The sequence below is a fragment of the Rufibacter glacialis genome (genome assembly GCF_008271745.1).
Classification (GTDB): domain Bacteria; phylum Bacteroidota; class Bacteroidia; order Cytophagales; family Hymenobacteraceae; genus Nibribacter; species Nibribacter glacialis.
The window spans coordinates 1-13,970 of sequence record NZ_VKKZ01000025.1; the positions used below are offsets into that span (position 1 = coordinate 1).

The following is a 13,970-nucleotide window of genomic DNA, read 5'->3' on the forward strand; positions in this document are numbered from 1 at the left end:
GGAACAAATCTTCGTTTCCAAGCCCCTCGGCAACTTTTTCTCTCTTTTTTTTCCTTCCTCCGCTCTGCTAGCCAAGGCCTGGTGTCTCTGTTCGTTCCCGAAGCGGGTGCAAAGGTAAGAACTTTCTTTCTCTCCGCAATACGTTGGGGAAACTTTTTTTTTCTGCTCCCTCCCGCCCTGCCGGCTTCGGGAACCGCCTCAGTAAAGAGCGGTGAGGCTCTCCTCCCGGAGCGGGCTGCAAAGGTAAGAAGCTTTTCTTTCCCGGCAAGCCCGGAGGCGAAGTTTTTTTTCTCTCTTTTCCCTCGGCTCTGTTAGCCAGGGGCTTCCTTCTCGGAAGGGAGGGCAAAGGTAAGAAGAATTCCCCTTTCCGCAAGCGGCCCGGAGAACTTTTTCTTTTCCCGCCCGTTCGTAGTAAGTTCGTCCCTTGGTGATCCCCTTCCCGCCGAAGAGGCTGCAAAGGTAGGGAAAAGGGCCGGCTTTCCAAGGCCTCTCCCCCGGTTCTGCCCTTGGCAGGCGGTTATTGACCCTGGACTAGGACCTAACTGTGTTCAGGGCCAGCGAGTTCCAGGAGGGAAATATTTTTTACCTGAAGGGTTTTCTCGGTAGCAACCGGCTAGGAGCCTCCGGAAGAACTGGTATCGGGGTACTGGGAGTTCCTACCAAGAGATGGATTGCTGGTTTAGCCTAGTGTGCACCATATATTAAGTGCTTAGAGCAAATCTTTGATTTTTAAGTTCACATTTCAGCTTTACTTATAAAATGGGAAGATTGCAATGCTCGGCCATACTGCCTCCACTTCTTTATATCTTCCCCCTCCTTCCTCCTCTTTTTTTTAGGTATGCCTCCTATATAAGTATGTCTCCTTTTATAAATGCATGAAGGCAGGCACCTGATTTCCTCTCATACTGTCGTGTTTGTTAATTATTCTTTATCCAAACCTTAAAAGTTGATCCTTCATTTAATTTGCTTTCCACCTCCACATAACCCCCTAAAGCTTCTGCCTGGGTTTTTACTAAATACAGCCCTAAGCCTCTTCCTGACACATGGAAATGGAACCGCTTATAGAGGCCAAATAAGTTTTTGCCCTCTTTTTCTAAATTTATCCCTAAACCATTGTCTTGCACAGAAAGGCACAGCATTTCCTTTTCTTGATCAAGCTCCGCTTTTATAGTTAGGCTTAGGGGCCTTTCTGGCGATCGGTATTTCACGGCGTTCGTTAGAAGATTACTGATGATGCTTGTCACATAACTTCTGGTAGAACCAATCTCCTCAATTCCGTTTAACTGTACATTTATATTATCACAGCTCTCTGTTGGTAATACTTGCAAAGCTTGCTCCACTAGTTGAGGCAAGTTGAGTTTCTCTCTATTATCTAAGATGCCCGCCTGAAGACTCAACATTTCATTTAAGTCTCTTATGATATAATCTAGGTTCTGGGCCGTTTGCCTTAACCTCATGGTGAGCCCTTCCTGGTTTTCCTGGTTATTCTGGTTGCTGCACAACAAGGAAGTAAGGCCTAAAATATTGGCCACCGGGGATCTGAGGTTATGAGAGACAATGTAGGTAAACTGTTCTAAGTGGCGGTTCCGGCGCAACAGCTCCTCGGTGAGTTTTATCCTTTCCTCTTCCGCTTTCTTCTGCTCTGTGATGACGGTTTCAATCACTATGAATTTCTTTCCGCCGCCGCTCCCTTCATCAATGATAGGCGTCACATCCAGTTTAGACCAATACACTTCCCCATATTTGTTCTGGTTCTGGACTTCCTGCACAAAGGGTTCATCATAACTTAACTTCTGCCGAATGTGGGACACCGCCTCCGGCTGCGTGGCTGGGCCAGCCAGGAAATCACCTGGCCTTAGCCCCTTCACTTCTTCAATGGTGTAACCGGTAATACGGGTAAAACCTTCGTTTACCCATTCAATGCGGGCTTCCTCATCTGTGATGTACACAGAGTTCACCGTTTTACTGGCTACGAGAGAAAGTTTCTTTAACTCGGCCTCTACCTTCTTCCGCTCGTCAATCCGTCTAATGAATACGGTAAGCCCCTCCTCTGAAGGGTAAGCGCTTACATCAAGCCACTTGTTCAGTTTTTGGGAGAATTCCTCAAAATGGACCGGATACCGGGTAGTAATGGCCCGGGTGAATTTTGCCAGGAAGGAACCGAACTCCTCCGCGGCATACACCTTCCGGATGTCTTTGCCATACAACTCCTGCTTTTTCACCTGCATGGCCTCTTCAAACTCCTGGTTCAGATAGGTGAAGCACCAATTCTTATCTAAGGTGAAGAAGGCGTCTCTGATACTGCCCAAAATAGTGTTCAAGCGATTGGCAGTACTTTCCAGAAGCTGCTGCTGCTGCTTGTCTTGGGTAATGTCTTTGGCGATGCCGTGTATCCCTAACAGTTCCTCATTGACAATGACTGGTACTTTGGTGATGGCCAGGTCTAATTTCACGCCTGTGGCGGTAAGCACGGTTGTCTCTGAGGTGACAGATTCCCCCGCCAAAGCCCGTCTGAATTCCTTGACGGCTTCCTCCTCTGCTCCGGGCGGCAACAACTCCCCGAAATGCATTTGCAGCAATTGCTCCTCGGTATAGCCACTGCACGCTACCGTGGCAGCGTTCACAGAAGTGAAATACCCTTCTTTGTCTAGGGAATAGATACTGTCTGGGTTGTTCTCAAAAAGAGACCTGTACAGTTTTTCGCTCCGTTCTAATTTAAAGTGATCCTCAACCCGCTCAGTCACATCCCGGGAATTGATGATAATCCCGTTGATGGCTGGATTCTGAAAACAATTGACGCCTTTGGTTTCCATCCACTTCCATTGCCCTTCTTTTGACTTGAACCGGAAGGGCTGGGTTTGGACCGCAGGCCCAGCCACCACCCTTTCCAGATCCTTCAGCACCCTTAGCACATCTTCAGGGTGAATTAAATCAAAAGCGTTATAACCTAGCAAATCTTCTGGGTCATACCCAACTATTTGCCTGGCACTGCCGCTCACAAAGGAATAATAGCCCACCTGGTCAATGATACAGATCATGTCAAAGCCCTCCTGGAGCAGGGCCTTCATCTTGGCTTCGTTCTGGCGGTGTTTCTCTTCTACCGCGAATTCGGTGGTGACATCACGGGCAATGGCGTAGATTTTGTTTTCCTCCTCAAATAAGGAAGACGACCAGGAAAGGTGCACCACGGACCCATCTTTATGGAGGTAGCGGTTTTTAAAATTAAGAGTGAAATTGTTTTTGTACACCTGATCTGTTTCAGCTACTGTTTTGGCTAAATCATCGGGGTGAAGGAATTCCCGGAAGTGCTTGCCCAGCATTTCTTCTGGCGCATACCCAAGCCGGGCAATACAGGCCTTGTTTATCTGGAGAAGGTAACCCTGGGGCGTAAAGGTGCAAATAAGGTCTGCGGTGGAATCTAAAACCAACTGCAGGTCATGCAGGGCTTTTTCCAGGTCCTTTCGCTGCTTCATCAAAATCTGCTGCACCTCTTTTTCGGGCCGCAAATCACGGACATGGACACTCACATAGGAGCTTCCATCTGTTGCCGTAAAGGAACGGGTACTCATTTCCACAGGAATCTTGAAACCGGTCTTGTGGATCACGGTCACCTCTCCCTTGAAAAAACCTACTTCTTCTCTGGCCTGAACCGCTAAAGCCCAACGAGGGTCAGTAGAATCTATCACGGCTTTTTTCCCTTCCTGAAGGAGGTATTCCTTAGTATGCCCTACTAACTGGCACAAGGCTTGGTTCACGAACAGGACCGAATTGTCTGGCCCTACCAAAGCCATAGGCTCATGGCTATACTCAGCCAAAGCATACATCAATTCAAAGTTGAGAGAAGATGAAGCAGAATCTGAAAAAGGATACCTGGCGGTACCTTCTACTCTTTTTTCCATTTTAATTTTAGAGAGAATTCAATGTTTTATATCTAACTATTTGACTACTAGTAAGTGAATAATTACTAGATTTCAGGTAACCTTTCCTCTCCCCTCACCCCGTTTAAAGTTTCTTTACAATTAAATAATATCCAGTATGATTCCTCTAACACAGGAACAGATAGATGATTATTATTTAAATAGTTACAAAAATAACCTAAGGGTTGTTAATTACAATAGAAATTAAATAAAATTAAGACTGATTTTTAATTTATTCACAAAAGGTGTTTAAAGCCTAAAATTTCAGAAACTCCCATAAAACAGAAAGGCCATCTCATAGATGGCCTTTCTGTTTTATGGGAAGGAAGTTACTTATTTACCCGACTCATATTTACCGTTGAACTTCTGGTACAGGTACTGCTGCTTATCTGTGAGGTTCAGGTTCCGGCCTTGGATAAAGGCATGGCTGATCTTGTTGGACCGCATGTCCAGGAGATCCCCTTCAGAAACCACGAGCGTCGCATCTTTCCCTGTCTCCACTGACCCCACCTGCTTATCTACCCCCATAATTTTGGCGGCATTCAGGGTCATAGCAGAAATCGCCTGCTCCTTGGGCAACCCAAAGGCAACGGCAGTACCGGCAATGAAGGGAAGGTTGCGGGAGCCATGGAGGCTGGCGTCATAGTCCAGACAAAAAAGGATACCTGCTTGCTGCAGCAAACCCGGCATTTTGTACGGCAGGTACACATCATCACCGGCCCGGGCTGGCAAGGCATGGACCCCAGAGTAGATAACTGGAATATGGTTCTCTTTTAAGAAATCAGCCACTACCAGCGCATCGGCCCCGCCCACGATCACCATCTCTTTCACGCCTGCCTTTTGAGCAAACCGAATGGCCTCCACTATCTCTTTCCCATAGTTGGCATGGATAAAAAGCTTTTTAGAACCATCAAACAACCCGGTAAGGGAAGCCAGTTTCAGATTTTCGCGGTCCTGTTTTTGGTTCTTGTAGACCTTGGACTCGGCTAAAAGAGCCTCCAGTTCCTGTAACCCGGTTTGGCGTGCTTGCCTCCGCTGCACCACCATAGGAGAATTGTCGGTTGTTTGCTGCACCATGGCAGGCCACCGCAGGTGAACGCCCCCATCGGCTTTGACCAGGGCATCTTCCCAGTTCCAGGCATCTAACTGCACCACCGAGGATGACCCAGAAATCATGCCGCCCACCGGAGTGACCTGCGCCAATAACACCCCGTTGGAACGGAGCGTGGGGGTGATATCTGAATCTGTGTTATAAGCTACCACCGACCGTACGTTGGGGTTGAAGAGGCCTACCTCCTGCTGATCAAGGGTAGCCCTCACAGATTCAATCTCGTTCAGGCCAATCTGGCTGTTGGGCAAGATCAAGCCCGGGTAGATGTGCTTGCCGCTCACGTTCACTGTTTCATAGGCGGTGCCGCCGGCCGTGAACCCATTGGCAGGTCCGGCATAGGTGATTTTCCCGTCAGAGAAGGCAACGGTAGCGCCTTCCACCACTTGCCCGTTTCCTACGTGCAGGGTGGCACCGGTGAGGGCGATGGGTTTGGCTTGTTTAGCCGCTGGTACAGGCACTTGGGCCCAGGCCACAGACGTACTGACGAACAAGGCCGCGGCGAGCAATAGTTTATGCTGCATGTTTTTAGAAGCAAGGGTCACCACAGTTTTCGTTTTGGTTAACATAGAGTGGTCTCCTTATTTTTGATGGTACTCAGATTCCTGAAAATTCTCTTCGGCCCCGTTGTCCAGGTCTTCGCAGTGCAGGACTTGCTGCCCCCCGCGGCGCGATGGAGCGGCGGTTTGAGTGCGCTCCCCGCGGGCTTTGGCGGCCAGCATCTTGTTGATCAAACGCAAGCGCTCCTTCTCCTGCTCTTCCTGCAGTTGTTTGTCCTGCTCCAGGTCAAAGTAGGCGATACCATCCACAAAGGTTTTCTCAGGACGGGCATAGATGGAAAGCGGATGGTCGTTCCAGATCACCACGTCGGCATCTTTGCCGGCTTTCAGGCTGCCAATGCGGTTATCAAGGTGCAGAAGCTTGGCTGGGTTCAGGGTCACCATTTTCAGAGCGTCTTCCTCAGAGACCCCGCCGTATTTAATGGTCTTGGCGGCCTCCTGGTTCAGACGACGGGCCATTTCGGCGTCATCTGAGTTGATGGCGGTAACCACGCCCACGTTGTGCATAATAGCTGCGTTGTACGGAATAGCATCTTTCACTTCCATTTTGTAGGCCCACCAATCAGAGAAGGTGGAAGCACCAATGTTGCGCTCCTTCATTTTGTCGGCTACTTTATAGCCTTCCAGAATGTGGGTGAAGGTATTCACCCGGAAGCCCATTTGATCAGCTACCTTCATGAGCATGTTGATCTCAGATTGCACGTAGGAGTGGCAGGTAATGAAGCGCTGGTCTTTCAGGATTTCGGAAAGGGCCTCCAGTTCCAGGTCACGGCGGGGAGCGGCGGTCTTGCTTTTGGCAGACTTAGACAGCTTGTTGTAAGCAGCCCAGGCTTTATCGTATTCTTTAGCCCGTTGGAAGGCATCTACCATCACCTGCTCAACGCCCATGCGGGTCTGCGGGAACCGCACGTTGTACTGTGGCGAACGATTAGAATGCTTCACGTTCTCGCCCAGCGCGAACTTGATGAAAGGATCTGCCCCTTCCAGCATCAATTTCTCTGGCGCCTGTCCCCAGCGAAGCTTGATAATAGCAGATTGCCCCCCAATGGGGTTAGCTGAACCATGCAGCAACTGCGAGGTTGTCACCCCGCCAGCCAACTGACGGTAAATGTTCACTTGCTCGTGGTTTACTACATCGGCCATGCGTACTTCAGACGTTACGGCCTGGGTTCCTTCGTTCACGCCGTCCAGCGCAATGTGGGAGTGTTCGTCAATGATGCCGGGCGTTACGTGCTTGCCGGTACCGTCAATGACCTTTGCTCCGGTGGCCGACAGGTTCTTGCCCACCTGCGCGATCTTCCCATTTTTCAGGAGCACATCAGCGTTCTGCAATTTGCCGTCTTTTTCATTCGTCCAGACGGTGGCGTTTCTAATGAGGACCGTCTCGGCTTTTGGCAGTTCGGTTCTCCCATAGGAGGCGAAGGGATACGTCATTTTCCCCAGGTCCAGCGCCTCATTGGAGCGGGCCCGGGCGGTATCGCGCTTGGCTTGCTGGGAGGCGGCTTCCAGGAGAGCGGCAGACCATTTCACGGTTTGGGCATTGGGCAACTGGCCTTCGCCCTGGAACCCTTTGCCGGTGTACCAACCGCTTAACCTTATGCTTTCCTTCCCATTTTTAGCCGGGGCAAAGGCTAGGGTTAACATCTCCCCGCTTAAAGAAAGCGACCCTTTCAAGGTGTCAGCGGTCACCACTTTTACCTCTGGCTTTTCTGGGGTTCCGCTGATGAGCAAGCGCCTGTCGGGCTGGGAATCAATTTTAAGGGTATACACGCCCCTGAAGTCAGATGGGGTTTCGCTGATTTTGAAGCCCTGGCCCTGCACCCAGTTTTCCAGCAGCAAGGTAGTGGCGTCAAACAGGTTGCCGGAGGCCACCACAAAGTTAGCCTGCATGCCTTCGCGCAGGCTGCCCACATATTTATCGGCTTTCAGCAATTGGGCCGGCGTGTGGGTTAAGGCTTTTAGCGCCTCTTTTTCAGATAACCCGTACAAAGTGGCTTTGCGCAGGTTAGGCAGGAACTTGGATTTGTCTCTGAGGTCTGCGGTGGTGAACGCGATGGCTACGCCTTCTTTCACCAACAAAGCCGGGTTGGCGGGTGCCATTTCCCAGTGTTTCATGTCCTCAATGCCAATGCGGCGGGCATCATACGGATCCTCCACGCTGAAGGCGTCTGGGAAGTTCACGTTCAGGATGTAGGCGGCTTTGGTTTCCTTGATCTGGGGCAACATCTGATACTCATCGCCCTGGCCCTTGAAAATGTACTGGTGCCCAAACTCGTCGCCAACTTTATCTGCCCTAACGGCGTTCAGCTTGTTGGTTACCTCAAAAATCTGGGGCAGGCGGTTGGTTTCAGAGAAAGCTTTCAAAGAAAGATTCTGCTCTTTGTCTGGGTTCTTGCTGTTCCATTGGGCATCTAAGTACGTCTGGCGCAGCAAAGCCATAGATCCCATGAGCGAGCTTGGATACTCTTGCGTAGAGGAACCTTTGTCCAGGGATAGCGCCGCGGCGGCTTTGTCTAGCAGGATCACCTGGTTTTCGCGCTTGTTGGCCAAAGAAACCAAAGAAGCGGTACCGCGGGCAATGCCGTCTGGGTGGAGGGTCAACACCGCGCCAAAGCCCAGTTTCCGTAATTCCTCCGCTGCCTTGGCATCTACCTTGAAAATCTCTACGGCGTTGGTCTCTGGCCTGATGGCCTGGTTCCAGTTATAGGCGCCTTCTTTCTTGGTGTCTGCCTGGGGAGGGCTGTTGAAGCTGAAGGTGCGCGGCGCCACGGGCGGAACCCCGTAATGGGTATAGGGGTCCACAAAGCCCGGATACACGGTTTTGCCTTTCAGGTCAGTTACCATGGCGCCTTGCGGAACGGCCACCTTGGTGCCTACGGCCACCACTTTGCCGTCTTTGATGACCAGGGTGGCGTTCTCTAATTTGGTTTGGTAGTCCACGAAGATGGTGGCGTTGGTGAAGGCCCTGAGTCCGGAGCGTTCATCATACACCCCATTACGCGGAAAAGTCTCCTGTGCCCGGCTCTGCAGCGACAAGGCCGCCACCGCCAACACGGAGAGAAATACTTTTTTCATGGGAGCGTTACTAAAGGTTTGTTTGTGAGATGGATTGGAATAAGAGACGGAATGTAGCAAAAACTTAATGCTTATAAAAGACGCACCGCCAGAATCTCTGAATCTGGCCTGTTTTTCTGAAATCAGGCTCAAAAAGCCACCCCTTTGGCAAAGAAAAAGCCCGACCAAATGCTTGGCCGGGCTTTTAAAGAAATCAGTTTCAGAGATGATCTCTATAGGTTGTTCTCTTTGCGAAGCACGCTGTGCTTTTTGCCATAGAGGAAGTAAATGGCGACACCTATGGCCATCCATCCCAATAACCGGTACCAGGTCTCAGAAGGCAAACCAGCCATCATGCCCACGCATACCAGAATTCCCAGGATGGGTACCAACGGCACCAATGGCGTTTTGAACGGACGCGGACGGTCTGGTTCTTTCACGCGCAGGTACCATACCCCGCCGCAGACAATCACGAAGGCAAGCAAGGTACCAATAGACACCAGGTGCCCGAGTTCATCCACGGAGAAAGCACCGGCCACCAAAGCGCATACTACGCCAGTCAAGATCGTGCTCACGTGCGGCGTTCTGAACTTAGGGTGCAGCTTACCGAAGATAGGAGGCAGCAGCCCGTCGTTGGCCATGGTATAGAAAATACGGGGCTGGCTCATCAACATTACCAGCATCACAGAAGAAAGACCGGCAATAGCCCCAATCTTGATCAAATCACGCAGGAACGTATAGCCGGTTTTCTCAATACCCACGGCAATAGGCTCCGCTACGTTCAATTGGCTGTAGTGTACCATGGCTGTTAAGATACCAGATACCAGAATGTACAGGATAGTACAGATCACCAAAGAACCCAAGATACCGATAGGCATGTCTTTCTGAGGGTTCTTGGCTTCCTGGGCAGTGGTGGAAACGGCGTCAAATCCAATGTAGGCGAAGAAGATCACCCCTGCGGCTCTGATTACCCCGCTCCAGCCGTACTCGCCAAAACCACCTTTGTTTTCAGGCAGGAAAGGAGTCCAGTTGGCAGCTGCTTCTTCTTGGTGGCCAATAAGGTATTTGGCACCGGCCAGGATGAACAGGATTACCACCCCTACTTTGATGATCACGGCAATGTTGTTGAACCTGGCTGATTCGCTCATACCTCGAACTAACAGGATAGTTACCAAGGCAATAGCCAAGGCCGCCACTAAATTGAAGACACCGGTGGCATGCGGCAAGGTGGCAATATCCACGCCCTCGGCAGCCAGAGAAGAGGCTAACTGCTCTGTGATACGCACCCAAGAGCTAGTGCCGGGCAGCTGTACCAATTCCACGCCTGAAGCGTTGCTCCACTCCGGTGGCACGTTCACGCCCAGGTCGCGCAGGAAAGAGACCACATAGCCAGACCAACCTACGGCCACGGTGGCGGCACCAAAAAGGTATTCCAGGATCAAATCCCAGCCAATGATCCAGGCCACGAACTCACCCAAGGTGGCGTAGCCGTACGTGTAGGCAGAACCGGCAATAGGAATCATGGAGGCGAATTCAGCGTAGCACAGACCTGCGAACGCGCAGCCTAAGCCTGCCAGGATAAAAGCTAACACAATTGCTGGGCCGGTGTACTGAGCAGCCGCACTACCTGTTAACACGAAGATACCGGTACCAATGATGGCCCCTACCCCCAAAGCCACCAGATTGACCGGGCCCAAGGTTCGTTTAAGGTTGTGCGCCCCCTCACTGAAGGCGTCTGCGCTAAGCTTGTCAATGGACTTCCTGGCGAAAAGTTGGTTTGCCATATAATGCGTAGAAATTAGGGAATAGTTTGTTTGTAGTTTGTTTGTAAAAAGGCTTGAAGGGGCTAATATAAGTACTTTTCGCAAGAAGCAATGCAGGGGTGCGAATTTGAACAAAGGTATAAAAAGCCGGTTTGGCCCTCCGCCAGGGGCATTTTACGCCCGATTTTCAAAAAATAGGCTTAAAATGGGTTCCTATAAAAAGAAATCCTGCCTTCGCTACTAACACCTGTAAGAAAGAGGATTTCTTTCTGAAGCCGGTCTGGAAGCTCGGTCACCAGGCTACAATTTGAACGCGACGCCGCCATTCAGCACCCCCTGCACTCCAAACCCTAGCTCGCCATACACCCGTACCCTTTTCCCGTATTGAACGCCAATCAAATGGAGGTGGGCGGCCGGGATTACCTCGGTAAGTTCCTGCGGTGGGGTTCCTTCAAACCAGGAACGGGTCACCAGTTGCAAGGCTCCCAGCGAGGCCCCTGAATACAAGGTTACTTTCTCCTCTTGAATCCATTTAAAGGAAAAGACAGGCATCACGGCCAGATAGCGCCGCGTTTCACGGGCAATCACTTTCTCATAGTCCATTGGCGGGTAGTTCGGATTTTGAGGGGAATCGGGTTCAAAGTAGCGGCCCTGCAGCGCCAGTTGCGTCAAGGAGGCGGAGAGCCCAAGGTCTACCTTTTCACTGAGGGCATACGAGTAGCTCAACTGGATGGGACCGTATTCGGCTCTTCTGTTCCGTTCCCAGACTACATCGGAAAAAATCCCCCGGAGGAACCCGTATAGGATACCTTGCACCGGGGCTCTCCCGTATCCTGCTGATAAGGTATGTTTCCTGGTTTGGCCGTAGCCGGAAGAGATCTGAAAAAGCAGAAGGAATAATACAAGGCTTATGCGTTTCAAGTGATTGGACATGGATTTGGGCTACCTGAGGTTAATTTGAGATTATCTGCCTTTTTTGAAAACCACCGCCCAAACCCATGGCGGCCCCATCCTACTCTACACGTCTATGCTGATTTGGTATTCCAAAGGCTTGAGGCCGCTCCAACCTACCAAACCGTTTCCGTTCCATTTTCAGCAAATCACCTTAAAAGGAGCGGACCTGGTAGCCGCCTGCCTCTTTATTTTTGAGAATTTTTTCCTAAAGTTACTACTCGGCTATAATTCCAAAGAAAGCCCCCCGTTGACCACGCCGGCAATGCCTACCCCAAATTCCGCAAATCCCTTTAGCTTTTTCCCGTAAGTCACTCCAACCAGGTTAAGTTGATACGCTTCGCTGGTTTCTCTTTTTGTGCTTTTAAGAAAGCCTTTCTCAGACCTTGATTCTTTCCTGAAATTGATTCCCACCATGTAATTAGAATAGGCATACCATTTTCCTGACCACTTCCAGACAAAACCTACGTGCGGCATGATCGCCTGTGAGTGAAGGCGGTCTTCCCGCAGGTAAGAGGGGGTTTGCGTGGAGGTAAAGCGTGTGGTTTCCTTCACCATGGTCCACCCGAGTCCCAATTGCACGAATTTCTTGAAAGTGAAAGTATAGCTCATATTCAGAGGCCCCATCAATTTTTTGGTTTCCTGAACAGAACTGGATTGCCCGCCGCTAACATCAAGGTCTAACCCCTGAATAGAGACAAACCCATAGCCTACTTTAAGGGAATGTTGGCTAGTTTGTGCCTCTACCGGCAATAAGTGCAGGAAAAGGCAACACCAGAACAGGACAAGAATTCTAAGCGAGGCCATCATTAGGTATCAGTCCAAGTCACCTTCTAAATATAGCAATTTTCCTTTACTAAAAACTCTGATGGTTTAACAGAGAAGCCTGGTTTTCAGAAATCTACGCTTGCCCAAATGATTCCCTGTATTCCGCAGGAATAAGGCAGGCTTTCGTATCTTAGCGCGCACTATTCTAGAGCACTGGACAGCGGCATGATTCGGGTATTACACACAGCAGACTGGCATTTGGGGCAACGCCTCGCCAACCAAGAACGCACAGAAGAGCATCGGGCCTTCCTTACCTGGCTTTGTGAGACCATCTGTGACCAGAACATTGACCTCCTGCTCATTGCCGGCGATATCTTTGACACGGGTTTCCCCTCTAATACCGCCCTTAAGCTGTACTATGATTTCCTGCGGGAAGTAAAAGGCACCTGTTGCCGCGACTTGGTCATCATTGGCGGCAACCACGACTCTATCTCCACCCTCAATGCGCCGGCCGAACTTCTGCGGCACCTCAACGTGCACGTGGTAGGCGGCGCCCCGGCCAAACCAGAGGACCAGGTGATTGTGCTCTATAATGAAGAAAACGTGCCCAAAGCCGTAGTCTGTGCTGTCCCGTTCCTGCGCGACAAGGACGTGCGGCTTTCCGTGCCAGGTGAAACGGGTGAGGAGCGCGAGGCCCGGCTTAAGCAAGGCATCTGTGACCATTACACTCAATTAGTGCCCTTTATCCAGGAATACAAGGCCCAGGGGATTCCGGTGCTGGCTACCGGGCACTTATATGCCGCAGGCGGCAGCGCCTCTGAAAGCGAAAAAGAAATCCATGTGGGCAATCTGGGTCAAATATGCGGTGACCAGTTCCCACCCGAATTCGATTATGTGGCCCTGGGGCACTTGCACCGGCCGCAGGTGGTACACAAGATGCCCCACATCCGCTACAGCGGATCCCCTATCCCGCTCAGCTTCTCAGAAATCACCGACCGGAAACAGGTGCTGCTGCTGGACTTTGACCAAGGCAAGCTTTCCGCTATTCAGGAACTGCCGGTGCCGTGCTGGCGCAAACTGGTGCGCTTCAAAGGCACCATAGAAGAACTGTTCCCCAAGATCCTGGCTTTTGACAACGCTGATCTGCCTAACCAAGCCTGGGCTGAGGTACAACTCCAGTACGAGCACAACCTCCATGACCACACCTCGCGGCTACAGGAGGCGTTTGCGCTGCAGCCCCAGGTCCAGTTGCTCATCCATCGGCCTCAACGTACCATAGACCACCAATCGCTGGAACAGCAGGTGCCACAGGAACAAGATCTCGCAGACCTGAAACCCAAAGAGGTTTTCCTGAAAAAGTGCGAAGAAGCCCTGGAAGCCGATACTTACCAAAACTTGGTTTCCACCTTTGACGAGCTGTTGGAACTCATGGGCCAAGACCCGGCGGAACCCTTGGCCCTGATTTCTGCGGAAGGAAAACTGCAGGAACAATAAGCTATTCTTCCTTACCAGGTTTTGCCAGACTCCAACCTGGTGAGAATATTGGGAACCCTTTTTCCATTTACCAAAAGAAACAAGCTCCTAAACCCCAAGTGCCGTGGGTTTAGGAGCTTGTTTCTTTACAATAGCACAAAAAGAACCCTTATCCTGGAATAAGTTGGACTAAGTATCCGTCATTGACCCCATCTTTTTCAACCTTCGGCGGAAAAAGAACATCGGCGCTAGGCCGGCTTCTATAGGTTCCTTCTTCTACGGGTAGTTTGGCCTGTTCTCCCAAACTGGTTTAATTGTACTACTTGGGTCATCCCAGACAAGGTGGGTCGTGCTTTCTTTTGCCTGGGTTAAACTC

At 50.7% G+C, this 13,970-nt stretch carries 7 protein-coding genes; 1 reads left to right on the forward strand and 6 read right to left on the reverse strand.

Annotated elements, in window-relative coordinates:
- Positions 1-917: 917 nt before the first annotated feature.
- The 6 genes from FOE74_RS19115 to FOE74_RS19140 all read right to left on the reverse strand — a co-directional run bounded on the left by FOE74_RS19115 (position 918) and on the right by FOE74_RS19140 (position 12,163).
- Positions 918-3,899: a PAS domain-containing sensor histidine kinase gene (locus tag FOE74_RS19115; RefSeq protein ID WP_149100247.1), complete on the reverse strand. Its 2,982-nt coding sequence runs from the start codon at positions 3,897-3,899 to the stop codon at positions 918-920.
- Positions 3,900-4,250: 351 nt separating this feature from the next.
- Positions 4,251-5,549, reverse strand: coding sequence for an amidohydrolase family protein (locus FOE74_RS19120; RefSeq protein WP_149100248.1), 1,299 nt, complete (start codon positions 5,547-5,549; stop codon positions 4,251-4,253).
- Positions 5,550-5,606: 57 nt separating this feature from the next.
- Complete coding sequence (locus FOE74_RS19125; RefSeq protein WP_149100249.1) at positions 5,607-8,660, reverse strand: amidohydrolase family protein; 3,054 nt, start codon at positions 8,658-8,660, stop codon at positions 5,607-5,609.
- A 212-nt stretch (positions 8,661-8,872) separates the two neighbouring features.
- The gene (locus FOE74_RS19130) at positions 8,873-10,423 is read right to left on the reverse strand and encodes an amino acid permease (protein ID WP_149100250.1); all 1,551 of its coding nucleotides are present in this window, start codon (positions 10,421-10,423) and stop codon (positions 8,873-8,875) included.
- 279 nt (positions 10,424-10,702) lie between these two features.
- Positions 10,703-11,218: a hypothetical protein gene (locus FOE74_RS19135; RefSeq protein WP_225840894.1), complete on the reverse strand. Its 516-nt coding sequence runs from the start codon at positions 11,216-11,218 to the stop codon at positions 10,703-10,705.
- A 360-nt stretch (positions 11,219-11,578) separates the two neighbouring features.
- Positions 11,579-12,163 (reverse strand): hypothetical protein, encoded by a 585-nt coding sequence (locus FOE74_RS19140; protein WP_188687003.1) that lies wholly within the window; start codon positions 12,161-12,163, stop codon positions 11,579-11,581.
- A gap of 183 nt (positions 12,164-12,346) precedes the next feature.
- On the opposite strand from FOE74_RS19140, the gene FOE74_RS19145 reads away from it, so the two are divergent.
- Entirely contained in the window at positions 12,347-13,615 is a 1,269-nt protein-coding gene (locus tag FOE74_RS19145; protein ID WP_225840895.1) for an exonuclease SbcCD subunit D C-terminal domain-containing protein, read from the forward strand.
- The last annotated feature ends 355 nt before the right edge of the window (positions 13,616-13,970 follow it).

Excerpts from the sequence above, each read along its gene's own strand:
- FOE74_RS19115 (WP_149100247.1), bottom strand. The coding sequence starts at position 3,899 with ATGGAAAAAAGAGTAGAAGGTACCGCCAGGTATCCTTTTTCAGATTCT.
- FOE74_RS19120 (WP_149100248.1), bottom strand. The coding sequence starts at position 5,549 with ATGCAGCATAAACTATTGCTCGCCGCGGCCTTGTTCGTCAGTACGTCT.
- FOE74_RS19140 (WP_188687003.1), bottom strand. The coding sequence starts at position 12,163 with ATGATGGCCTCGCTTAGAATTCTTGTCCTGTTCTGGTGTTGCCTTTTC.
- FOE74_RS19130 (WP_149100250.1), bottom strand. The coding sequence starts at position 10,423 with ATGGCAAACCAACTTTTCGCCAGGAAGTCCATTGACAAGCTTAGCGCA.
- FOE74_RS19145 (WP_225840895.1), top strand. The coding sequence starts at position 12,347 with ATGATTCGGGTATTACACACAGCAGACTGGCATTTGGGGCAACGCCTC.
- FOE74_RS19125 (WP_149100249.1), bottom strand. The coding sequence starts at position 8,660 with ATGAAAAAAGTATTTCTCTCCGTGTTGGCGGTGGCGGCCTTGTCGCTG.